This is a genomic window from Streptomyces sp. NPDC047917, assembly GCF_043204345.1.
Classification (GTDB): Bacteria; Actinomycetota; Actinomycetes; order Streptomycetales; family Streptomycetaceae; genus Streptomyces; species Streptomyces sanglieri.
In genome coordinates this window covers 44,737-67,253 of sequence record NZ_JBIDCA010000015.1, presented here as the reverse complement: position 1 = coordinate 67,253, position 22,517 = coordinate 44,737, and the positions used below count along the sequence as shown (strand labels likewise).

Sequence of the window (22,517 nt, the reverse complement as noted above, 5' to 3'; positions counted from 1 at the left end):
GCGGAGTTCAGTGGCTGCGCATGCACCTGCCAATCCCGTCAAGCCTTGCCCGTCCGTCACGGGCTTCACACCAGGCCGCTGATATTTCCGGGCCACGATCGCCCGTTTGATCCGCGGGGGCGCGGGTGATCGCGGCGCGGTGGCGGGCGCGGAGGTGGATGAGAACGCGGTGGGCGTGGGTGCCGAGGTCCGGCGCCGTTTTCCGGGGCGCGCGATGTCCCGTCGGCGAAATCCGGGTGAACCGGTTGTCGCGTTGGTCACGTGGATTGGTCACGCGAGTGGTCACGCGAGTGGTCACGCGGTTGGTCTGTTCACGGCGAAGCGCCTGGCCGGAGGGGCGGGCGTCGGGGCGACGACCGGGGCCGCCACCCCCCACAGGAGAGGCCCCGGTCGTCTTCCGCGGGGCCGTAGGACGACCCCGTACTCCTCTCAGCGCCGTCGGTGCGTTTTCTGTCACACCGCACGGTGTCCGAGGAATGTTGCGGGTTGTACAAGTCATGGACGCGGGCCCCGCCGAGGACGTAGCGTGCTGAGTCGCGCAGGGTGGCGCGGCAGTGATGACCAGCTGCGATTCGGGACAGCAGGGCAGGTTGAGGGAGTGCTGGGGGACGACGCGGAGCTCACTGCCGCGGTACTCGCGGCACAGGACGGGGACGAGGACGCCTTCCGTACTGTGTACCGCGCTGTGCAGCCGCGGCTGCTGGGCTACATAAGGACACTGGTGGGGGAGCCGGACGCCGAGGACGTGGCGTCCGAGTCCTGGTTGCAGATAGCGCGCGACCTCGACCGGTTCAGCGGCGACGCCGACCGCTTCCGCGGCTGGGCGGCGCGCATAGCCCGCAACCGTGCGCTGGACCATCTGCGGATGCGCGGCAGGCGCCCCGCGATCGGCGGCGACGAGTCGGAGCTGTCCGAGCGGCCGGCCGAGTCGGACACCGCGGACGAGGCGATGGAGGCCCTGGCCACCGGCCGCACGATGTCGCTCATCGCCCAGCTGCCGCAGGACCAGGCCGAGGCCGTGGTGCTGCGGGTGGTCGTGGGCCTGGACGCGAAGGGTGCCGCACAGACGCTGGGCAAGCGTCCGGGAGCGGTGCGCACCGCGGCGCACCGGGGCCTGAAACGGCTGGCCGAGCTGTTGCGTACCGACGGCGACGGCGAAGGCGACGACGACGGGAACGGCGGCGCGGACGGCGCCCCCGAAGGAGATCCGGCGGACCCGTCCGCCCCGCACCGGAGCACGGCTCCCCGGACGTCGGAACTCGACGCGGTGCCCGCCCAGCGCCCCGCCCGCAACGGTCTGGCGGCGCCGGCCGGTGTGACGCATTCGCGTCCGTGGACGCAGAAGGACATGTGATGGCCGACGAGCGGTACGAATGGCTTGACAAGGACGCCGCGGAGAGATTGCTCCGCGGCGAGCCGGTCGATCCCGTCGGCGGCCGGTCGTGTACGGACGCCGAGAGGCTCGTGGCCGCGCTGGACGCCGCCGCACGCGCCACCCGTCCGGCCACCGCCGAACTGCCCGGCGAGGCCGCGGCGCTCACCGCCTTCCGCACGGCCCGCCGCTCCGCGCGTGCGACGCGGGCGAACGCGCGGCCGAGGGGCGCCGCGGAGGGCCGGTCCGCCGGTGCCGAGGTGCTCGGCCCGGTCCGTATCGGGGCCGCCGCGGGCGGCTCCGTCCCGTACACCACCGCGTCCGCGGCAACCGGACGCAGCCGCTCCGTGCGCTGGAGCCGGCCCGTCCGCTTCGGCCTGGTCGCCTCCCTCGCGGGCTGCGCGCTCGGCGGGGTGGCCGTGGCGGCGGGAACCGGAATGCTGCCCGGACCGTTCGGCGGAAGCACTCCGCTGCCCGCGGCCTCCGTCTCGGCCGAGGCGACGCCCGAGGAGCTCGGCTCGGGGCTCACCACGGACGAGACCGCGCAGCCGCCGCCGTCCGCCTCCCCGAAGGCGGACGCCTCCAAGCCTCCGGTCAGCCCTTCAGCCCCGGCGGGGGACCGGGACCACGGCGGATCCGGCAGGACGACGGAGCCCGGCGGCGGTGACAAGCGGAAGCCCGGTGGCGCCGCGACCGGTTCTCCGGGCGGCACCCGCAGCGGCAAGCAGACCGGGAAGCCCTGGAACGAGGCCTCCGGCGACTGGTACGCCAAGGCACGGCAGGCCTGCCGCGACTACCGCGACGGCAAACTGAGCGAGAAGCGCAGGCAGAAGCTCGAAGCCCTGGCCAACGGTGCCCGGAACCTGGACCGGTTCTGCGACCGCGTGATCGAGGGGTCCGAGCAGGGCAGGAACGACCGGGGCGACGACGACGAGCAGGGCGAGAACGGCCCGTCCGGGAACAACAGCGGCTCCGCCGCCGGCACACCCTCCTCGGTCCGGTTCGCCGAAGGCGTGCGCATCCCGCCGGCCCCGGCCTCCCTGACACCCTCGGCCCGGACCTCCGGCACCGGTTCCGGCACCGGTTCCGGCCTCGGCGCCGGCTTCGGTTCCGGCCTCGGCGCCGGTTCGCGGAGCTGAACGAAGCCGTCCGCGACAGGCTTTTTTCGGCCCTCCGCCACCAGGTGTGACGTTTTTCGAGGCCGCGGCGCAGTACAGAGTGAGCCGACTGGTCATCGGCCGCGCACAGAGCCGGGGTTCCCCCCGTACCTACGGCTCGGCGCACATGGCGCGGGCGGGACACGTTCCCCCGGTCCCGTCCGCGCCTCTTCTCCCTCGCTTCTCCCCTCGCTTCTCCCCCCGCTTCTCCCTCTCCGGACGCTCGCCCTATCCGTAGACGACGACCTTGTCACCGTTCTTCACCTGGGCGAAGAGCGAGGCGATCTTCCCTTCGTCCCGGACGTTGACGCAGCCGTGCGAGGCGCCGTTGTAGCCGCGGGCCGCGAAGTCCGACGAGTAGTGCACCGCCTGGCCGCCGCTGAAGAACATCGCGTACGGCATGGCCGTGTGGTAGATCGACGACACGTGATGGCGGGACTTCCAGTAGACCGAGAAGGTGCCCTCGCGCGTCGGTGTGTACTGGGAGCCGAAGCGGACGTCCATCGACGACACGACCCGGCCGTCGATCATCCAGGACAGCGTCCGGCTGTTCTTGCTGATGCAGAGCACCCGGCCGGTCATGCAGCGCTTGTCCGGCTTGGTGACCGGCCGGGTGGTCGGCGGGTCCAGCTCGGTGGCGGTCGGCTCACGCGTCATCCCGAGCAGCTTCTGCCAGGTGAGGGTGTCCGCCTTGCCCGTACGGGTCAGGCCCCGCTTGCCCTGGAAGGACTGGACCGCGGCGACCGTGACGCTGCCGTAGTAGCCGGTGGGGCTCCGGTCGAAGTGGCCGATCTGCCGCAGCCGGGCCTGGAGTTCGCGTACCTGCTTGCCCTGGGAACCGCTCGCCATCAGCGTCGTGCCCTGCGGGTCGGGCTTCTTCGGCATGGGCGACGCCGTGGCCGTCGGCGCCGTCGGTGACGGCGAGGCGGTGGGCGAGGACGGCGGTGCGGTGGGCTTGTTGTCGTCGGTGGCGGCCGGCGGCGGCGCCGAAGGGGCCGCGGGCGCGCCGCCGGCGGCCTGCGCCTTGCAGCCGGCCGTCGCGGCGGCGACGGTGAGAACGGCGAGCACCGCGGCCCCCGCCCGAGCCCGTTTCGCGTTCCGTGCGGTGCTTGTGGTGGTGCTGCCCATCATCTCGGCCCCCTGTGTGTCCGGTGTGTCCGGTGTCCCCTTGGACGGATTCCCGCTCTGCCCGGTTGCCAAAGCCCGCGCATGATGGGGAGAGCGGCGACGAGACCCCGGGCGGGGCTGTGAGCAAGGTCCCAGCCCGTCCCTCTCCAACGGTCTCGCGCCCACCGCTACAGTCCGTCGCGGGAATCCGGTTACCGGTAAGTAGCTTTACTGGGCAGCTTCAGCGGGAGGCACAGCAGATGACGCGCGAGTCGGAGTCGGGACTGCCCATCGAACCGGTCTACGGACCGGACGCACTCGACGGCTGGAGCCCCGGCGAAAAGCTGGGAGAGCCGGGTGCCTACCCCTTCACGCGCGGTGTCTACCCCACGATGTATACCGGCCGTCCGTGGACGATGCGCCAGTACGCGGGTTTCGGTACGGCCACGGAATCCAACGCCCGCTACAAGCAGCTGATCGCCAACGGGACGACGGGCCTGTCCGTCGCCTTCGACCTGCCCACCCAGATGGGCCACGACTCGGACGCGCCGATCGCGTCCGGCGAGGTCGGCAAGGTCGGGGTCGCGATCGACTCGATCGACGACATGCGCGTCCTGTTCGACGGGATCCCGCTGGACCGGGTCTCCACGTCCATGACGATCAACGCCCCGGCCGCGCTGCTCCTGCTGCTGTACCAACTGGTCGGCGAGGAGCAGGGCGTCCCGGCCCAGAAGCTCACCGGCACCATCCAGAACGATGTGCTCAAGGAGTACATCGCGCGCGGCACCTACATCTTCCCGCCCGGCCCCTCGCTGCGGCTGATCGCGGACATCTTCAAGTACTGCCGGGCCGAGATCCCGAAGTGGAACACCATCTCGATCTCCGGCTACCACATGGCCGAGGCCGGGGCCTCGCCCGCGCAGGAGATCGCCTTCACCCTCGCCGACGGCATCGAGTACGTACGTACCGCCGTCGCGGCCGGCATGGACGTCGACGACTTCGCGCCCCGGCTCTCCTTCTTCTTCGTCGCCCGCACCACGATCCTCGAAGAGGTCGCCAAGTTCCGCGCCGCCCGCCGGATCTGGGCGCGGGTGATGAAGGAGGAGTTCGGCGCCGAGAACCCCAAGTCGCTGATGCTGCGCTTCCACACCCAGACCGCGGGCGTCCAGCTCACCGCCCAGCAGCCCGAGGTCAATCTGGTGCGCGTCGCCGTCCAGGGCCTGGCCGCGGTCCTCGGCGGCACGCAGTCGCTGCACACCAACTCCTTCGACGAGGCGATCGCCCTCCCCACCGACAAGTCGGCCCGCCTGGCCCTGCGCACCCAGCAGGTCCTGGCGTACGAGACGGACGTCACGGCCACCGTGGACCCGTTCGCCGGGTCGTACGTCGTCGAGTCGATGACCGACGCCGTCGAGGCCGCGGCCCTGGAGCTGATGGCCAAGGTCGAGGACATGGGCGGCGCCGTCAGCGCGATCGAGCGCGGCTTCCAGAAGAGTGAGATCGAGCGCTCCGCGTACCGCGTCGCCCTGGAGACCGACAGCGCGGAGCGCGTAGTGGTCGGCGTGAACCGCTTCCGGCTCGACGAGGAGGAGCCGTACGAGCCGCTCCGCGTCGACCCGGCGATCGAGGCCGAGCAGGCGGCCCGCCTGGCGAAGCTCCGCGCCGACCGCGACCAGGGCGCGGTGGACGCCGCCCTGGCCCGGCTGCGGAAGGCGGCCGAGGGCACGGAGAACGTCCTGTACCCGATGAAGGACGCGCTCGGGGCGCGGGCGACGGTGGGCGAGGTCTGCGACGCGCTGCGCGAGGTGTGGGGGCGGTACGTGCCTTCGGACGCGTTCTGAGGGGGCGGGTACCCGTGCGGGTGATCTCTCGCTGAATGTCCGAGACCCTGGATAAGCTCATGAAAAGTGGTCCCCGAAAGGAGGATGCCGTGGCCGTAATACAGCACGAGGAGCAGGTGCACGTGCAGGAACAGCCGGAGCTGACGCTCGGCGAGGCAGCCGACCAGCTCGCACGCTCGCTGCCTGGGCATCGCGTGGAGATTCTCCAGGGGAGGCTCACTGTGACACCACCGGCGGACGGAACGCATGCTCTGGCTCTGTCCTGGCTGAGCGAGGAGTTCGGTGCGCGGGCGCGCACCGTGGGGCTCAGACTCGTCCAGGGCGTCGGGCTGTGGCTGCCCACCGGTCCCGAGGACTACGCGATTCCCGACCTGTCGGTCGTCGAGGCGGACTTCCGGGACCATCACGCCATGAAGAACTGCTACGCCGCCCACGTCTTCCGCATGGTCGTGGAGGTGACCTCGACCAACTGGGCGGACGACCTCGGCCCCAAGGTCGAGGACTACGCCCAGGCGGGCATTCCGGTCTACGTGGTGGCCGACCGCAAGCACGACCAGGTGCTGCTCTGCACCGACCCCCGGGGCGGCGAGTACAAGAACAAGGCGCACCACAAGCGCGGGACCTCGTTCACCGTGCCGGACGTGGTCGGCGTCGAGATGAAGCTCTCCGTCGACCGCCTTCTCGACGGCGACGAGGACTGATCCCGCGCCTTCCCGAAACCCCCTGGACGGAGTGTCGTACCCGCGTGCGACACTCCGTTTCATGCTGGGTGTCACCGATCTTCCGACCTATCTCGCCGGCCTGGTGCTGATCGTCCTGCTGCCGGGGCCGAATTCGCTGTACGTGCTCTCCGTCGCCGCCCGGCGCGGGGTGCGGACCGGGTATGTGGCGGCGGCCGGGGTGTGGACCGGCGACACCGTGCTGATGACGCTGTCCGCGCTCGGGGCCTCGTCACTGCTGCAGACGACGCCGGTGCTCTTCACCGTCGTCAAGTTCGCCGGTGCGGGCTATCTGACCTGGCTGGCGATCGGCATGCTGCGGGCCGCGGTGACCATGTGGCGCGAGCGGCACCGGCGGTTGGCCGAGCTGACCGAGGAGGACGCCGGGCCCGCGGCCGCGATGGAGCGGCCGTACCGGCGGGCGCTGGTGGTCAGCCTCTTCAACCCGAAGGCGATCCTCTTCCTGATCTCGTTCTTCGTGCAGTTCGTCGACCCGCACTACGCCTATCCGGCACTGTCCTTCCTGGTGCTGGGCACCCTGCTGCAGATCGCCAGCTTCCTCTATCTGTCGATGCTGATATTCGGCGGCACCCGGCTGTCCGCCGCGTTCCGCCGCCGCAAGCGGCTGTCGGCGGGCGCCACTTCGGCGGCCGGTCTGCTCTTCCTGGGGTTCGCGGCGAAGCTCTCGCTCAGCAGCGTGTGACCTCGGGGACCCCCAGCGGGGCCAGATACCGCGCAAGGCCCGACGCGTCCTCGCCCGCCCAGCCGATGTAGCCGTCGGGGCGGACCAGGAACAGGCCCTTGCCGTACGCCTCGCAGGCGTCCGTGCGGTGCACCCGCAGCTGTTCGCCGTCGAACGCCGGGAGACCGGTGTCCGTGCCCGCCGCCAGCAGAGTGAAGTGCGGGCCGCGGAAGAGGTCGAAGAGGCGGCGGCCCCCGTCCGCCGGGCCGTCCGGGGCACGGTCGCCGGAGTGCAGGGCTCCGGCTCTGCCCACCGACAGCGGGCCCTCGCGGTAGCCGAGGCCGAGCTGCTGGGTCGCCGCGCCGCGCTCCTGCTCGCCCCGGTGGATCCGGGTGGACAGACCGAGCATCTCGGCGGCGATCGGGCGGCGCTCCTGCTCGTAGCTGTCGAGCAGGGAGACGGGCGCACCGTGCCGCAGCACCTGGCCGAGCTTCCAGCCCAGGTTGTACGCGTCCTGGACGCTGGTGTTCAGGCCCTGGCCGCCCGCGGGGGAGTGGACGTGCGCGGCGTCGCCGGCCAGGAAGACCCGGCCGACGCGGAACCGGTCGGCCAGCGCGGCGCGCGGCCGGAAGTCGGAGGCCCAGCGGACCTCGGTGATGTCCCCGGCCGCCAGATGCGTACGCGCGGCGACCAGCGCCCGCACCCCCTCCGGGGACGTGTCGGGCTCGCCCTGCCTGAACTGGGCGGCCAGCTGGAAGTCCGCCGTGCCGGGCAGCGGGCAGAGCGTGAGGAAGCCCTGATCCCCTTGTGTCGCATGCCAGTTGAGCCGGTCCAGCGCGCTCTCGGCCACCCGGACGTCGGCGACCAGCATCGGCGCCGGGTCCACGGTCTCGCCCGCCATGGCGATCCCCAGCTCGCGCCGGACCGTACTGCGGCCGCCGTCCGCCGCGACCAGGAAGGAGGCCCGGACCGGCCCGCCGGACAGGAGGGCCGTGACGCCGTCCGCGTCCTGGCCGAGCCCGGTCAGCGCGGTGGAGAAGGCGACGTCGCCGCCCAGCTCGCGCAGCCGGGCCAGCAGGATCTCCTGGGTGCGCCACTGCGGCATCAGCCACGGCTCCCCGTACGGCTCGGCGTCCGTGGGCGCGGCGCGGCGGAACATGTCGTACTCCCGCTGCCGCTTCCCGTCCTGCCAGACCATCCCGACCGGGGCCGGGCCGCCGTGCTCGCGCACCGCGTCGCCGACCCCGAGGTCGTCCAGCACCTCCCGGGTGCGCGGCTGGATGCCCTTGCCGCGCGAGCCGGGAAAGAGCGCGGGCGCCTGCTCGACGACCAGGGCGCGCACGCCGCGGCGGGCCAGATCGCAGGCGAGGGCCAGGCCGCAGGGACCGGCGCCGACGATCAGCACCTCGACCTGTGCGGTGACCGGTGTATCGACCGAAGTGGCGGCCGGTGCGGCGACCGGTGCGCCGATTTCCTTAACGCTGTTAAGTTCCATGATTGGGAGTGTGTGCTTAACGCTGTTAAATTGTCAAGGTGGGTACGACGAAGATCGACCGGGCACGAGTGGCCGACACCGGGCTGCGGCTGCTGAACGAGGCGGGCCTCGACGGCCTCACCCTGCGCGCCATCGCCAGGGAGCTGGACGTCAAGGCGCCCGCGCTCTACTGGCACTTCAAGGACAAGCAGGCGCTGCTCGACGAGATGGCCACGGTGATGTACCGCCGGATGCTCGCCGAGGACCTGCCGGAACCGGGCCCGGAGCGCTGGCAGGACCAGCTCGTCGCGTACAACAGCGCGCTGCGCACCGCCCTGCTGCGCTACCGCGACGGGGCGAAGGTCTACAGCGGGGCCAAATTCACCGGCACCGACCACGCCGGCGGCCTCGAAATCCATCTGCGGACGATGGTCGACGCCGGTTTCGAGCTGTGGCAGGCCGTCCGGGCCGGCACCACCGCCTACTCGTACACCATGGGCTTCGTCACCGAGGAGCAGGGCGTCCGGCCGATGCCGGACGAACGGCGCGAGGGCTTCGACATCGACGAGCGGGCCGCCCGCATGGCCGCGTACCCGCTCGCCGCCGCGGCCGGCGCCGAGATCTTCGCCAACTACGACGAACGCTTCGAGGACGGGCTGCGGCTGATCGTCGCGGGCATCGAGGCGCGGTACGGGGTGCGCTGAAAGGCCCGTACCAGCGGGGTCGGTGCGCAGTTTCCCGTACCGAAAGGGCGAGTTCATCCGGCGGCCGTTCAGGTTTCTTAACGTGTCGCGGAACCGAACGCACGCGCCGGGCATCCGCCCCGCGACGGGGGCGGGGCCCCGGCGCGTCCCGGTGACCGCACGCCCGGACACGCCCCCTTCCCCCACGGGCACAGACGCTTGGAGCGCCATGAGAGAAGCCCGCACCCGCTGGCCACGGCAACGCGACTCGGCTCCGCCCGGGAGCGCCGCGTCGCCGCTCGCCTCCGTCACCCCGACCGACGTGGACGTGTGCCTGCGGGCCTGTGCCGCGCACAGCACCAAACTGGTGGCGGGGCTCGACCGGCGGCGTGCGGCACTCGCGGAGGCGCTGCGGCACCTGCTGGCCGTGCACGCCGCGACGCGGCCCGCGCAGTCCACCGCCGCCGCACCCTCGCTCCCGCTGATGCGGCGGTCCGGCAAGGCGGGCGGGAACCCCGCCGCAACCCTCGCCGACGAACTGCTCGACCCGCTGCTCGCGGTCGGCAACAAGGCGCTGGACTGCGGGTACGAGGACGAGCTGAAGCTCGCGGTGCTCATCGGGGACACCGTGCTCACCCAGCGCAAGGGCTCCCGGGCCGGCTGGCGGCTGCGCGCCAGGACGCTGGAGGCGATGGGCGCGGAGGCCGCGGCCATCGAGGCGTACGAACGCTATCTCTCGTTCACCGAGGACGACGGCTTCGGCATCGCGGCCAAGGTCGTCGGGCTGCGCGCGGGCGCACGGCACCAGGACGAGCTGCTGCGCAGGCTGGAGCACGACTGCCCGGCCGCCGTCGAGCACGCGGCCCGCCCCGTCACCGAGTCCTGGGCCGAGGGCCTGGCCCTCCAGGCGCGCGGCGACTGGGTCCGCGCCGAGCCCCTGCTGGTCGGCGCCCTGCTCGCCCAGGAGCGCACCGGGGCCCCGGTCACCGAACTCCAGGAGGCCACCTCCCAGTACCTCGCCCTCGCCATGGAGGCGGCCGGGACGGACCCCGCCGCCGTGGCCGGTCTCACCGGGACCGTCGGCCTCTACGCCGAGCAGCGCCGGAGCCGGATGCGCGGCCCGGTCGCGGACCCCACCTTCGGCGGGGTCGAGTGGACCACGGTCGGCGAGTTCCGCAACCGGATCGCGGGAAAGTCGATCTGCCTGATCGCCAACTCCCAGCGTGTCGGCTCCAGTTCGATGGGTGCCGAGATCGACGGCTACGACCTGGTCGTACGGTTCAACTCGTACCGGATCGACCCGGCGGCCACCGGACGGCGCACCGACATCCACGCCACCATCCACAAGCACGGGTTCAACTGGGACCAGAAGGTGCACACCCGGCTGGTCTTCGGCGGGGTCGCCGGCGACTGGAAGCACTCCCTGCGCAACCGCCTCGTCCCCGGCGCCCAGCAGTACCTGGGCGACGAATCGCTGCGCTGGCCGCTGCGCGACATCGGCCGCGTCGGCGCCGACGTCTGGCCGGCCATCCCCACCACCGGCTTCAACATGCTCTGGCTCCTGGACCACCTCGACGTCAGCAGCCGGCTCGATCTGATCGGCTTCGACTTCTACGAGAGCGGCGCCTACCGCCTGCCCGGCGCGATGCGGATGCCCATCACCTCCGTGCACGAGTACACCAGCGAAAAGGCGTGGGTCATGGAACGCGCCCGGAGCGTCACCGACATGAGGATCCGACTGCGATGACGACGACCGCCACGCCCTCTTCCGCGCCGCCCGCCGCGCCTGCGCCCACTCCCGCGCCCGCGAACCCGCTCACCGGCAAGCGCCGGGTCGCCTTCGCGAGCTTCGTCGACGAGAACTACCTGCCCGGCTTCCTCGCCCTGCTGCGCAGCCTGGCCCTGTCCAACCCGGACGTCTGCGAGGACTTCCTCGTCCTGCACGACGGACTGCGTCCCGCCTCCGTCGCACAGATCCGGGCCCTGCACCCGCGCGTCGACTTCCGCCGCGTCGACGCCGGGCACTACGACGCGTACGCCAAGGGCGACCAGGACAACTACCTGGTGCGCAAGGCCTACTTCATCCTCGACGTCTTCCGGGTCCGCGACTACGACACGGTGATCACCCTGGACACCGACATGGTGGTCCTCGGCGGTCTCGGCGAACTGCTCGGACTGCGCGAGGGACTGGCCGCCGTACCGCAGTTCTTCTACGGGCAGCACAAGCTCAACAGCGGACTGCTGGTCATCCAGCGCGAGTATCTGAGCGACGCGTTCTGCGCGCGGCTCGACGAGGTCGGGCGGGCCGGCACGTACGAGCTCGACAAGCACGACCAGGGCATCCTCAACGCCGTGCTCGACGGTGACTTCGTCCAGCTCGACGCCCGCTACAACTTCGTCAAGCGACGCCTCAGCGGCGATCTCCCGGTCCCCGACTCCACCGCGATCCTGCACTTCACCGGGCGGCACAAGCCCTGGCAGGGCGGCGAGGCCGGGTATCGCGAGGCCGAGGACCGCTGGCACGAATTCGAGCTGTCCGACGCCGAGTTCCACGCCGCGTACCTGGCGCTGCCCGGTGCCAAGCACCACGACCTGCTGGTCCACTACGGCACCCCGCACGTGGGGCGCACCGGTTCTCCGGAGGACGCCCGCAAGGTCGCCGCCTCCCACATCGCGGCGGGCGAGTACCAGGAGGCGGCCGATCTGCTGGGCCGGGTCCGGATCCCCGTCGACGAGTCCTGGCCCCACGAGGTGCTCGGCCACGCCCTGATGAGCGTCTCCCGCTACGAGGAGGCCCGCGCCAGGCTGCTGCTCGCCACCGCGTCGCCCAACCGGGCCCCCACCGCCTTCGCCCGCCTCGCCCAGATCGCCTGGATCCACGGCGACGACGACGCGGCGGCCGAGTACGCACTCAAGGGCCTCGCGGTCGACCCCACCCACCGGGCCAACCGGCTGATGCACAAGCGCACCACCGACCTGACCCCGCCCGCGGAGGGCCCCGCCGCCGGCCAGCTCGCCCATGTCGCCTTCTACATGGAGCGCCAGGGCAACGCCGGGGACAAGCTGCTGCCCCAGAGCGTACGGCTGGCCTTCGGCCGGGACACCGGCCCGCGGCGGTGGCACTCCATCCACGCCCACCGGCTCTTCGACGAGGCCGCGCTGGAACGGGTCAACGAACGCCGTGGCCTGGTCATCGGCGGCGGCGGCCTGTTCATCCCGGACACCGCGCCCAACGGCAACAGCGGCTGGCAGTGGAACGTCCCGGACGAACTGCTCGACCGGATCGACGTACCCGTCATGGTCTACGCGGTCGGCTTCAACGCCTTCGACGGCCAGGCGTACGGGCACGGACGGGAGCGGTTCCTGTCCAGCCTGCGCCGTCTCGTGGAACGGGCCTCGTTCTTCGGGCTGCGCAACCACGGCTCCATCGAGAAGGTCCGCGCACTGCTGCCCGCCTCGCTCCACGACAAGGTGCGCTTCCAGCCCTGCCCGACGACGGTCACCAGACAGCTGGTGGACGGCTGGGCGGACCCGGTACGGCGTGAGGACACCGTGCTGGTCAACGCCGCGTACGACCGCTCGGGGCTCCGCTTCGGGCACGACTACGGGCACTTCCTGGCCGAGATGGCGACCGCGGTGCGCGAGCTCGGCACCCGGGCCGAGGTCCAGTGCGTCGCCCACTCGCTGGACGACGAGCGGATCGCCTTCGACCTGCGGCGCGAGCACGGCATCGCGCTGCCGGTGATCCCGATGTACGACTTCGACAACGACGCGATCCGGGACACCTACGCCCGGACCAGGCTGGTCATCGGGATGCGCGGGCACGCGGGGATGATCCCGTTCGGCTGCGGTACGCCGATCATCAGCCTGATCTCGCACCCGAAGATGGCGTACTTCCTCGCCGACATCGACCGCCCCCAGTGGGGCATCTCGGTCCACGACCGGCACCTCGGGGCCCGCCTCGCCGAACGGGCCGCCGGACTGCTCGACGACCACGCGGCGAGCGTCGCCGATGTGCACGGCCGGCAGCAGGAACTCTGGAAGGTCACCGAGGCCAACGCGGCGGACCTGCGGGTGATCCAGGGCGGCGTGCCGGTCTGACCGGTCGTACGGCGGTGGCGGGCGGGGCGGGGCGCGCCCGCCACCGTCCGGCCGTCGTCCCGTCCCGCCCCGGCCCGTACGGCAGTGGGGCGGGGCATCCGCTCCGGCGCCCCGCCCCACTTCGCCGCCCCGCTCCCGGCGTCTACTGCCGCACCACCCGGCGCCGCACCGAGCGCGCCACCCGGCGCACCACCGCGTTGCGCGGCAGGAACGCCAGCTGCGCCGGCACCGCGCCCGGCAGCGCCAGCGAGGTCAGCCGCTTCCGCTTGAAGTACCGCCAGGTCGTGGCGTCCAGATGGGCGGCCAGATACCGCTCGGCGGCCGGCCGCAGCCCCGGGTAGATCCTCGGCTGCATCGCGAAGCCGACCGCGGTGACCAGCCCGGTCAGATCCGCCGCGTCCACCGCCGCCGCGCCCTCGGCCGTCCCCGCCCGCTCGACGGCCGCCCGGTCCGTGACCTCCGGCAGCAGCGCGTCCACCAGCGTGACCGGGACGCGGTTGCTGTTCTCGTACGGGGCGAGCCGGTCCAGCAGCATCCCGGTGCCGACCCGGGCCACCGGCAGCCCGTAGAACACCGAGGCGGTGAACAGCGCCGTGGAGAAACAGCCGACCACCAGTGCCGGCCGCATCCGCTGGTAGAGCACCTCGGCGAGGACCGGCGCCGTGAGCACCCCGTCGTCCAGCACCGTCAGCTCCGCGCCCAGCTTCCCGGCCTCCTCGCCCATCGCCCTCGACCACTGCGCCGGGGCCGTGGGATGCGGCTTGAAGACGAGACGGGTGTGGCCGAGCGCGACCGCGCCCCGCATCATCCGCAGATGCAGCTCCTCCTCCTCGGCAGCGCTGATCAGCCCGAGCGCCGAGAGGTACTGGCCCAGCAGCAGCGCGGGCGCCTCCACGGCCGGAATCCCGTCCTGCGCCCCCGGCGAGTCCGCCAGCTCGCCGAGCACCTTGAGGAACGCCTCGCCCGGCACGATCTGCGGCGCCACCCCGAACTCCGTGAGCAGCAGCGGCTTCAGCCCCGGCACCAGGTCGAGGTGGAGCAGCCGGCGCACCCGGGTACCGACCAGCGGGTCGATCTTGTTGCGGGTGGGCCCGTAGCTCATCAGCCCGTCCGCGTACACGTCGACCGGGGCCCCGGTGAAGATCTGCGCGACGGCCAGCGCGGGGTTGACCTGGATCGACTCGACGGCCAGCTCGATGTCGTCGTCGCCGAGCTCCCAGGCCAGCCGCAGGTGCCGCTCCCACAGCGGTACGTCGTCGGGGCGCGGCGCCCAGCCGCCCGGGTGGAACGGGGCGATCGTCGCGTTCCACGACACCACGTCGTCGAAACGGCCGCGCAGCGCGTCGAAACCGGGCATCGCGTCGAGGGCGGCCGTCGTCTCCGGCACGGCCGCGTTGTTCGAGACGAGCAGGATGCGGCGGTCGGCGCCCGCGAAGCAGCCCGCGTCGAGCGCGGCGGCCAGCGTCGCGGCGCCGTAGAGCGTGGAGGCGAAGAAGATCTGCGTGGTGCGGGACGGGGCGGTGCTCACGCTGCCGACACCTCCTTGGCACCGACGGCGGCCGGGCGGCGGCGCAGCCGGCGCAGCAGGGTGGCGCGCTGCACGTCCATCGAGTCGAGGGCCTCGTCGAGCACCTGCTGCGGCATTCGTCTGAGTGCGGCTCCACTCATGGACTTCAGGGTGCGGGCCACGGCGGGTTCGAACCTTTCGATCGAGCTCATGTGGTGAGAAATGATCGCGCAATAGGTGCGGACCGCTTTCGGCAGCAGAACCTGCGCGTCACGATCTTCCGCGGTTTCCCGAACGACCTGGTCGAACGAGCGAATGAAATCGAGCTGACGTACGTCACCGATCTGCGTCAGCGAAGAAGCGACCCCGCGCCGGTAGAAGATTCCGAGAAGCCCCAGCACCGCGAAAGAATCGGCCTCGCGATGCAGCCGCCAGATCCACGGCCGGTCCTCCGCGGTGCGCAGACCGTCCGTGAAATGCAGCAGCCCGCGGTCCAGCAGCCGGCGGTGGTACAGCCCCGCCCATGCGTACGGATAGTCCACCGAGGTGGACCGCTCGGCGGGCAGGATCGCGTCCCGCGGATCCATCACCTCGCCCCGCCTGCCGTGCGGGACGCGGTGCACGCCGCGGTTGCGGCCCTCGACCTGGACATGGTCGGTACGGACGAAGTCGCAGCCCAACGCCTCGGTACGGGACAGGACTTCGGCGAAGTACCCGGGGGCGAGCCAGTCGTCGCCGTCCAGGAACGCGAGGTACTCGCCGCGCGCGGCGTCCAGGCCGGTGTTGCGGGCGGTGGCCAGTCCGCCGTTCTGCTTGTGTCTGCGTACGACCACCCCCTCAATCTCGTCCTCGGCGCGGCGCAGTATGTCCGCGGTCCCGTCGGTCGAACAGTCGTCGACGAGGATGAATTCGAAGTCCTCGCGAGCGTTGGCCCGCAGACTTCTCAAGGTGTCGGGGGCGTATGTCTGCACGTTGTAGAACGGCACGATGACCGAGAGCTTAACCACCCGTCTCACGCTAGGCGTGAGCCCGTCATTTGCCTTGGCGCCGGGAGGGACGGCGGGTGAACGGCGAATGTCGGAATGATGAACCGGGTCGAATCCTGGGTGATTGCGTCCCCTTTGTGAAGGCGATTCGCCAAGCGTCGGCGGGCTGTTAACCAGCTGTTGCCGTCACGTTGGGCCGCGAATCGGAATGCCTTCCTAAGTTCTGGGACGTGCCCCCACGTACCGAAAAGACGACCACCCTCCGGGTAGCCGTACTCGCCGACTCCGACACCCGGTGGAAATGGGGCGCGCTCACCGCGCGCCGCCTCACCGCCGGCGCGTCCGGAACGTCGGCGCAGCACGTCGAGATCAGCGGACTGCTGCTGCGCGGCCGGGCCACCCCGACCCCGCGCCAGCTCGCCGAGGTCGGCGACGTCGGTATCGAGGCCGGCCGGGTCCGCGAGGTGACGGCCGTCGAGTTCCTGCACACCGTGCGGGACGAGGGGTACGACGTGGTCGTCCTCGCGCTCGTTGGCGGAGCCGTCCAGGCGATGCTGCACGGACTGGCCGCACTGCGGCTGCCCGCCAGGCCCGTCGTCGTCACCGGCTATGTCGGCGTCGTCTACGAGAAGCTCGCCGACGGGCTGCTGCTGCGGCACGGCGCGGACATCGTCCTCGCCAACTCCCGCCACGACGCGGAGCGTTTCCGTGCGGTGTACGAGGGAGTGGGCGCCGACGCCTCGGCCGTCACCGAGGCCGCGCTGCCGTTCCTCGGCGGCGAGCCGCACCGCCCGCAGGAGGGCCGCGACACCGTCGTCTTCGCCGCCCAGCCCTCCGTACCGGCCTCCCGCGACGACCGCATGTACCTGCTGCGCAGGCTCGTCGAGCACGCCAGGCTGCACCCGGACCGCGAGGTGCTGCTGAAGCTGCGCTCCAAGCCCGGCGAGCACACCACCCACATCGAGGAACTCCCGTACCAGCGGCTCGCCGAGAAGCTGCCCGGTGGACTTCCGCCCAACTTCCGTCTGGTGTACGGGCACATGGGCGAGGTCCTGGACCGCACCGACCTGCTGGTCACGGTCTCCTCGACCGCCGCCCTGGAGTCCCTGCACCGCCGCATCCCGACCGCGGTCCTCACCGACCTCGGCGTCCGCGAGGCGCTGGGCAACCACCACTTCATCGGCTCCGGCCTGCTCACCTCCTGGGACCACCTGGACGGCGGGTTCCGCCCGGAGCCCGGCCCCCAGTGGCTGGCCGGCCAGGGCGTCGCCGCCGACGGCACGTACGCCACCGCCTACGACCACGCCCGGGCCCGCGTCGACGCGCTGCTCGCCGCGGCCCGGCTGCCCGACCTCGCCCCGTACTACACACCCGCCACCGCCCCCGGCTACCTCCCCGGCATCCTCGCCCGCCACCACCTCGCCCCCGACGGCCACCCGCTGCCGGGCGCCGAGCGGCCCCGCGAGACCGGGGGAGTGCGCGGCGCGGTCCGTGAGGCGGTGCGGGAAGCGGCGCGTGGCGCGTACCGGCAGGGCGTCCAGCGGGTCGCCCCGGTGATCCGACGGATGGGCGAGCTGTGAACACCACTTCAGGAGCAGAGATGACCCCGACCCCCACCGTGCTCGCCGTGATCCCCGCCCGCGGCGGATCCAAGGGCGTCCCGGCCAAGAACCTCGCCCAGGTCGGCGGCGTACCGCTGATCGCCCGCGCCGTACGCGCCTGCCTGGCGTCCCGCGAGGTCACCGACGTCGTCGTGACGACCGACGACGCGGCGATCGCGGACGCGGCCCGCGCCGCGGGCGACACCCTCGGCGCCGGCGAACGGCTGCACATCGTCCAGCGCCCCGCGGCCATCGCCGGCGACAGGTCCAGCAGCGAGGACGCGGTGCTGCACGCCCTGGACGCCTACGAGGCGATGCGCGAGCGGACCGCCGACGTGGTGCTGCTGGTCCAGTGCACCAGCCCCTTCGTGCTCCGGGAGGACATCGACGGCGTCGCCGCCGCGGTCGCCCGCGACGGCGCCGACACGGCCGTCACGGTCGCCCCCTTCCACGGCTTCCTCTGGCGCGACGGCAGCGCCGTCGAGGAGGACAACTACGGCGTCAACCACGACAAGTCCGTACGGCAGATGCGCCAGGACCGCCCCGAGGACCTCCTCGAAACCGGCACCGCGTACGCCATGGACGTGGCGGGCTTCCGCACCCACCGCCACCGCTTCTTCGGCCACACCGCCCTGGTGCGCACCGACGCCGCACGCGTCCTGGAGGTCGACGACCCGCACGACCTGGCCCGAGCCCGCGCCATGGCACCGCTGCTCGACCCCTCGCCGCTGCCCACCCTCGAAGACATCGACGCGGTCGTCCTCGACTTCGACGGCACGCAGACCGACGACCGGGTCCTCATCGACGCCGACGGACGCGAGATCGTCGCCGTCCACCGCGGCGACGGACTCGGCATCGCCGCCCTGCGTAGAACGGGACTGCCGCTGCTGATCCTCTCCAGCGAGCAGAACCCGGTCGTCGCCGCCCGCGCCCACAAGCTGCGCATCCCGGTCCTGCACGGCATCGACCGCAAGGACCTGGCGCTCAAGCAGTGGTGCGACGAACAGTCCATCGCTCCCGAACGTGTCCTCTACGTCGGCAACGACGTCAACGACCTGCCGTGCTTCGCACTCGCCGGCTGGCCCGTCGCCGTCGCGAGCGCCCACGACTCGGTACGGGCGGCCGCACGCGCCGTCACGACCACCCCCGGCGGCTTCGGCGCCATCCGCGAGATCGCGGCCTGGCTGCTCGGCCCCACCCTCACGACTCCCACTGCCCAGTCCCCCGAGTAGTCCCCGGGCCCCCCAAGCCCACCAAGTCATCCGAGCTAAGGAAACACATCTCATGAACACCTCCCGTCTGCGCACCCTCGGCACCCGCACCGCCGGCCCCGGCAACCCCGTCTACGTCACCGGCGAGATCGGCATCAACCACAACGGCGACCTCGAAAACGCCCTCGCCCTGATCGACGTGGCCGCCGAAGCCGGCTGCGACGCCGTCAAGTTCCAGAAGCGCACCCCGGAGATCTGCACCCCGCGCGACCAGTGGGACATCGAGCGCGACACCCCCTGGGGCCGGATGACCTACATCGACTACCGCCACCGCGTCGAGTTCGGCGAGGCCGAGTACCAGGCCATCTCCGAGCACTGCGCCAAGCGCGGCATCGACTGGTTCGCCTCCCCGTGGGACACCGAGGCCGTCGCCTTCCTGGAGAAGTTCGACGTCCCCGCCCACAAGGTCGCCTCCGCCTCGCTCACCGACGACGAGCTGCTGCGCGCGCTGCGCGCCACCGGCCGCACGGTCATCCTCTCCACCGGCATGTCGACCCCGCGCCAGATCCGCCACGCGGTCGAGGTCCTCGGCTCGGACAACATCCTGCTCTGCCACGCCACTTCGACCTACCCGGCCAAGGCCGAGGAGCTGAACCTGCGGGTCATCAACACCCTCCAGCAGGAGTACCCCAACGTCCCGATCGGCTACAGCGGCCACGAGACCGGCCTCCAGACCACGCTGGCCGCCGTCGCCCTCGGCGCCGCGTTCGTCGAGCGCCACATCACCCTGGACCGCGCCATGTGGGGCTCCGACCAGGCCGCCTCCGTCGAGCCGCAGGGCCTGACCCGCCTGGTCCGCGACATCCGCATCATCGAGGCCTCGCTCGGCGACGGCGTCAAGAAGGTGTACGAGTCCGAGCTCGGCCCGATGAAGAAGCTCCGCCGGGTCGCGGGCGTCGTCGCCGAGGGCACCGAGGCGGCTCCGGCCGCCGAGCCGGTCGCGGTCTGACGGGCCGACCGGTGAACCTCGCCTTCGTCGAGAGCCCGGTCCAGCTCCTGAACGTCCTGGAGTGGGCCTACGCAGAGGGAGGCGACGACCGGGTCCTCACGGACATCACGGTCGTCGTCCTCCCCCCGGTCGACCCGATGTCGCGCGGCCAGCTGCGCCGGATGGCGGAGCTGGCCCGCGACGAGGGCATCACCGTCCGCTGGCAGGAGGCGCGCGGTGGTGCGGGCGCGCCCCTGAAGAGCCTGCGCGACCTGTCCGGACTCGTCCGCAGGGCGCAGCACATCGTCATCGGCGACCCGTTCTCCCGGTACGTACAACTCCTGCTCACCATGGTCCGCGCCGGCCGCCTCACCGTGGTCGACGACGGCACGGCCACCATGGAGTTCGTCGCCCAGCTCGCGCGCGGCGAACGCCTGGTGCGCTGGCACCGCAAGGGCAGCTCGGGCCCCCGCGAACTGGTCCTGGCCCCGGTCACGGCCCGCGCCCGCAGCCGATTCACCCCGTCCGCCACCCGTACGGTCGAGGTCTTCACGGCCATGCCGGTCGAGGCTCCGCCCGGTGTGAGAGTCACCCCCAACACCTTCGCCTGGACCCGCGCCCGGTTCGGCCCGCCGCTGCTCACCAAGGGCGCCGACCTGGTCGGCACGTCGCTGGTCGAGACGGGCGTGGTCGACCGGGACCAGTACCTGGAGGCCGTGGCGTCCCTGTCCCGCACCCACGGCGCGACCCGCTACTTCGCCCACCGCCGCGAGTCCACCGAGAAGCTCCACGCCCTGGAGGCCGCCACCGGCCTGGAGATCGTCCGCCCCGACCTCCCCCTGGAACTCATCGCCCGCCGCGGCCCCATCGGCCGCACGGTCCTCAGCTTCCCCTCCACGGTCGTCCACACCCTCCCCCTGGCCCTGGCCGGCACCGAGGTGAAGGTCGCGGTCTGCGACATCGCCCCGGAATGGCTCCGCGACACGGCCTCCCCCCGCGCCCAGGGCTTCCTGAGCGGCGTCACGGAGACCGCCCGCGACGTCCAGCGCCTGGCGCCCTGGCGGGCTACGGCGGTGACGGAGGCGTAACCGGTACGTGCACGGGCAGCCCCATGCGGTGAGCCACGTCACATACCGCATGCCCCGTTTTTGTGGAATGGGTGCGGAACATCCCACTCGCTGTGCGCATGGTCGCTACATAAAGTCCTGGAAGGGTTCCCCCTCCGGGGAATCTTCATCTCCTTGGGGTCGGGGTGGGGATTGTGTGGAGGCGTCTGCGCCGTCGGGGTGGCAGCGGAGTTCTGGCTGTCGCGTTGAGCCTTGTCGCGGTGGGGGTGGCGACACCGCAAGCGACAGCGGTGGCGGGACCTGTCGGCAATGACGCCGGGACGGGCAAGAGGTCCATCGCTCGGTGGAGTCCGCACAAGACTCCGTCGAAGTCCTCCGGTCCGAGGCTCACGACTGGCCTGCCGCGGCTGTTCCAGCAGGGCCCGGTACTCAAGGGGCGCTGGCAGTTCGAGGAGTTGACCGCCGGTACGCCGGCGAGCACTCCGGACGCCGCGGAGCAGTCCCCGCCGATGAGCCTGCACGGGGGAGCGCGGCTCGGGCCGGGGACGATCGGTGTCAGCGGTCTTCAGCTGAACGGCGCCGATTCGTATGCCGAGCTCCCGGCCGCGCCGATCGACACAGGTGCGAGTTTCACGGTTGTGGCGTGGGCTCGGGCGTCCGAGGTGCCGGATCATCCGATGACCGTGATCAACGCTGCGGGGACCACCCGCAGCGCCTTCGACCTGCGCTTCCAGCCGGATCCCACTGGCTCTGAGGGTTATGGAAGCTGGGAGTTGACACTGTCCGACGAGGACAGTGCGGGGGCTGTGGCCAAGAAGGTCAGCAATACAGAGTTCTTCGATGTCCGCGACTGGAACCACCTGGCGGTGGTCTATGACAGCTTCGCCAAGGAGGCCCGGCTCTACGTCAACGGCATACTCCAGGAAATCAGGTGCGCCGACGACGACGGAGACGGCCGGCCGGACGACATCACCTGCCGGGACCAGGTTTCCTGGGCGGACAATGTGCTGACGTTCAAGGCCGATGGACCCATGCAGGTGGGGCGTGCGGTGTCGGACTCCGCGGGCGAGTACTTCGCCGGAACGATCGACGACGTCTGGGCCTTCCAAGGAGCGTTGACCGGTAGCCAGGTCGCCACTCTCGCCAACAGCTGGTTCGACCTTCCGACCGAGGTTCCGCCCGGCAGTTGATGGTGCCCGATCGATGGCGCCGACCGGGCAACAAGCCGGTCGGCGCCATCGCTGTTGAACACGGCGCATGCGAGGTGGCACAGTGGTTCAAAAGCGGGCGCAGGGTGGTTGGCCGGACCTGCCGGGGGTGACTGGCCCTGTGGTCCACGAGGCATCCGGCATCGGCGACCGCATGGCCCTGCTGCGCCGCAGGCGGAGGTTCGCGCGGGAGGGACTGGCCGAACGGGCGGGCGTCTCGGGCATGAATCGCATCCTCGATCGCTGGTTGCCGATGGGTGCCTTGCACTGCCAGAAGGCATCAACGCCTGTTGGCCGACTCATCGTCGGTACTCCCTGGCCCTGTGCGGGTGGTCACGGATTGCCACGTTCGCGTCCGTCGCGGCCGAGTAGTCGTTTCGCGCCCTGGCTTCCTGTCTCTGCTCGGCCAGGGCCGCACAAGCTGTGAGGCCGTGACCAGGGAGCACGATCACTCTCGTGATCCCGTCGGTGACTTCGGCGGAGTGGTCGGGCGGCCTCATGACGACACGCGCGCCGAGCAACGATGCCATCAGAGCATCCCGAAGTCGTCCGGCAGGTCGTCGAAGTTCTTCCTGATGTGGATCCGCTCCTGGAGCGAACCGCGTTCGGTCCGCTTCGCCCGGGTGCGGAGTGGCATGATCTCCGCCACTGGATCTCCAGATCTGAAGATCACCCTCTCCTCTCCTGTGGCCACCTGCTCCAGGATGCGCGAGAGGTGGGTCTTCGCCTCGTGGACGTTGTACTGACGAACTGCTTCCATGGCTCCCTCGCAGGGACGGGTCAGAAGGTGGACCGGACCACTGCACCATGTCT

At 71.5% G+C, this 22,517-nt stretch carries 18 protein-coding genes; 13 read left to right on the top strand and 5 right to left on the bottom strand.

Annotated elements, in window-relative coordinates; genetic code table 11:
- The first annotated feature begins 598 nt into the window (after positions 1-598).
- Together ACGF8B_RS32905 and ACGF8B_RS32900 are read left to right on the top strand one after the other, a co-directional pair.
- Complete coding sequence (locus ACGF8B_RS32905) at positions 599-1,354, top strand: RNA polymerase sigma factor (protein ID WP_392745753.1); 756 nt, start codon at positions 599-601, stop codon at positions 1,352-1,354.
- Positions 1,354-2,511: a hypothetical protein gene (locus ACGF8B_RS32900; RefSeq protein WP_392745752.1), complete on the top strand. Its 1,158-nt coding sequence runs from the start codon at positions 1,354-1,356 to the stop codon at positions 2,509-2,511. Before ACGF8B_RS32905 ends, ACGF8B_RS32900 begins: the two co-directional genes overlap by 1 nt.
- Positions 2,512-2,757: 246 nt before the next feature.
- Here the strand turns inward: ACGF8B_RS32900 and ACGF8B_RS32895 are convergent, their stop codons facing one another.
- On the bottom strand, positions 2,758-3,657 hold the full coding sequence (locus ACGF8B_RS32895) for a peptidoglycan-binding protein (protein WP_392745936.1): 900 nt from the start codon (positions 3,655-3,657) through the stop codon (positions 2,758-2,760).
- 239 nt (positions 3,658-3,896) lie between these two features.
- On the opposite strand from ACGF8B_RS32895, the gene ACGF8B_RS32890 reads away from it, so the two are divergent.
- The 3 genes from ACGF8B_RS32890 to leuE all read left to right on the top strand — a co-directional run bounded on the left by ACGF8B_RS32890 (position 3,897) and on the right by leuE (position 6,899).
- The gene (locus ACGF8B_RS32890; protein ID WP_392745751.1) at positions 3,897-5,477 is read left to right on the top strand and encodes a methylmalonyl-CoA mutase; all 1,581 of its coding nucleotides are present in this window, start codon (positions 3,897-3,899) and stop codon (positions 5,475-5,477) included.
- A gap of 89 nt (positions 5,478-5,566) precedes the next feature.
- Entirely contained in the window at positions 5,567-6,178 is a 612-nt protein-coding gene (locus ACGF8B_RS32885) for a Uma2 family endonuclease (protein WP_360539045.1), read from the top strand.
- 61 nt (positions 6,179-6,239) lie between these two features.
- The gene (gene leuE / locus ACGF8B_RS32880; protein WP_392745750.1) at positions 6,240-6,899 is read left to right on the top strand and encodes a leucine efflux protein LeuE; all 660 of its coding nucleotides are present in this window, start codon (positions 6,240-6,242) and stop codon (positions 6,897-6,899) included.
- On the opposite strand, the gene ACGF8B_RS32875 is transcribed toward leuE, so the two are convergent.
- Complete coding sequence (locus ACGF8B_RS32875; protein ID WP_392745749.1) at positions 6,886-8,373, bottom strand: FAD-dependent monooxygenase; 1,488 nt, start codon at positions 8,371-8,373, stop codon at positions 6,886-6,888. The two genes, leuE and ACGF8B_RS32875, sit on opposite strands and share 14 nt — an antisense overlap.
- Positions 8,374-8,411: 38 nt before the next feature.
- On the opposite strand from ACGF8B_RS32875, the gene ACGF8B_RS32870 reads away from it, so the two are divergent.
- The 3 genes from ACGF8B_RS32870 (at position 8,412) to ACGF8B_RS32860 (ending at position 13,136) form a co-directional block, all read left to right on the top strand.
- Positions 8,412-9,056, top strand: a complete 645-nt coding sequence (locus ACGF8B_RS32870) for a TetR/AcrR family transcriptional regulator C-terminal domain-containing protein (protein WP_392745748.1) — start codon at positions 8,412-8,414, stop codon at positions 9,054-9,056.
- A 208-nt stretch (positions 9,057-9,264) separates the two neighbouring features.
- Positions 9,265-10,782 carry a hypothetical protein gene (locus tag ACGF8B_RS32865; RefSeq protein ID WP_392745747.1) on the top strand — a complete coding sequence of 506 codons (1,518 nt, stop codon included), beginning with the start codon at positions 9,265-9,267 and terminating at the stop codon, positions 10,780-10,782.
- Positions 10,779-13,136, top strand: a complete 2,358-nt coding sequence (locus ACGF8B_RS32860) for a glycosyltransferase (protein ID WP_392745746.1) — start codon at positions 10,779-10,781, stop codon at positions 13,134-13,136. The genes ACGF8B_RS32865 and ACGF8B_RS32860 overlap by 4 nt, the downstream gene beginning before the upstream one ends.
- Before the next feature lie 142 nt (positions 13,137-13,278).
- On the opposite strand, the gene ACGF8B_RS32855 is transcribed toward ACGF8B_RS32860, so the two are convergent.
- Both ACGF8B_RS32855 and ACGF8B_RS32850 read right to left on the bottom strand, forming a co-directional pair.
- Complete coding sequence (locus tag ACGF8B_RS32855) at positions 13,279-14,664, bottom strand: polysialyltransferase family glycosyltransferase (protein ID WP_392745745.1); 1,386 nt, start codon at positions 14,662-14,664, stop codon at positions 13,279-13,281.
- Positions 14,661-15,650, bottom strand: a complete 990-nt coding sequence (locus ACGF8B_RS32850) for a glycosyltransferase family 2 protein (RefSeq protein ID WP_392745744.1) — start codon at positions 15,648-15,650, stop codon at positions 14,661-14,663. The genes ACGF8B_RS32855 and ACGF8B_RS32850 overlap by 4 nt, the downstream gene beginning before the upstream one ends.
- 209 nt (positions 15,651-15,859) lie before the next feature.
- On the opposite strand from ACGF8B_RS32850, the gene ACGF8B_RS32845 reads away from it, so the two are divergent.
- The 5 genes from ACGF8B_RS32845 (at position 15,860) to ACGF8B_RS32825 (ending at position 21,686) form a co-directional block, all read left to right on the top strand.
- Positions 15,860-17,209: a DUF6716 putative glycosyltransferase gene (locus ACGF8B_RS32845; protein ID WP_342285549.1), complete on the top strand. Its 1,350-nt coding sequence runs from the start codon at positions 15,860-15,862 to the stop codon at positions 17,207-17,209.
- A 20-nt stretch (positions 17,210-17,229) separates the two neighbouring features.
- The gene (locus tag ACGF8B_RS32840; protein WP_392745743.1) at positions 17,230-18,462 is read left to right on the top strand and encodes a cytidylyltransferase domain-containing protein; all 1,233 of its coding nucleotides are present in this window, start codon (positions 17,230-17,232) and stop codon (positions 18,460-18,462) included.
- 52 nt (positions 18,463-18,514) lie between these two features.
- Positions 18,515-19,450 (top strand): N-acetylneuraminate synthase family protein, encoded by a 936-nt coding sequence (locus ACGF8B_RS32835; protein ID WP_392745742.1) that lies wholly within the window; start codon positions 18,515-18,517, stop codon positions 19,448-19,450.
- Positions 19,451-19,461: 11 nt separating this feature from the next.
- Entirely contained in the window at positions 19,462-20,517 is a 1,056-nt protein-coding gene (locus ACGF8B_RS32830; RefSeq protein ID WP_392745741.1) for a hypothetical protein, read from the top strand.
- 488 nt (positions 20,518-21,005) lie between these two features.
- Positions 21,006-21,686, top strand: a complete 681-nt coding sequence (locus ACGF8B_RS32825; protein ID WP_392745740.1) for a LamG domain-containing protein — start codon at positions 21,006-21,008, stop codon at positions 21,684-21,686.
- A gap of 547 nt (positions 21,687-22,233) precedes the next feature.
- Here the strand turns inward: ACGF8B_RS32825 and ACGF8B_RS32820 are convergent.
- Positions 22,234-22,464, bottom strand: a complete 231-nt coding sequence (locus tag ACGF8B_RS32820) for a type II toxin-antitoxin system Phd/YefM family antitoxin (RefSeq protein WP_392745739.1) — start codon at positions 22,462-22,464, stop codon at positions 22,234-22,236.
- Positions 22,465-22,517: the final 53 nt, after the last annotated feature.

Coding starts and splice junctions, on each gene's coding strand:
- ACGF8B_RS32900 (WP_392745752.1), top strand. CDS start 1,354: ATGGCCGACGAGCGGTACGAATGGCTTGACAAGGACGCCGCGGAGAGA.
- ACGF8B_RS32895 (WP_392745936.1), bottom strand. CDS start 3,657: ATGGGCAGCACCACCACAAGCACCGCACGGAACGCGAAACGGGCTCGG.
- ACGF8B_RS32890 (WP_392745751.1), top strand. CDS start 3,897: ATGACGCGCGAGTCGGAGTCGGGACTGCCCATCGAACCGGTCTACGGA.
- leuE (WP_392745750.1), top strand. CDS start 6,240: ATGCTGGGTGTCACCGATCTTCCGACCTATCTCGCCGGCCTGGTGCTG.
- ACGF8B_RS32875 (WP_392745749.1), bottom strand. CDS start 8,373: ATGGAACTTAACAGCGTTAAGGAAATCGGCGCACCGGTCGCCGCACCG.
- ACGF8B_RS32865 (WP_392745747.1), top strand. CDS start 9,265: ATGAGAGAAGCCCGCACCCGCTGGCCACGGCAACGCGACTCGGCTCCG.
- ACGF8B_RS32860 (WP_392745746.1), top strand. CDS start 10,779: ATGACGACGACCGCCACGCCCTCTTCCGCGCCGCCCGCCGCGCCTGCG.
- ACGF8B_RS32840 (WP_392745743.1), top strand. CDS start 17,230: ATGACCCCGACCCCCACCGTGCTCGCCGTGATCCCCGCCCGCGGCGGA.
- ACGF8B_RS32835 (WP_392745742.1), top strand. CDS start 18,515: ATGAACACCTCCCGTCTGCGCACCCTCGGCACCCGCACCGCCGGCCCC.
- ACGF8B_RS32825 (WP_392745740.1), top strand. CDS start 21,006: ATGAGCCTGCACGGGGGAGCGCGGCTCGGGCCGGGGACGATCGGTGTC.
- ACGF8B_RS32820 (WP_392745739.1), bottom strand. CDS start 22,464: ATGGAAGCAGTTCGTCAGTACAACGTCCACGAGGCGAAGACCCACCTC.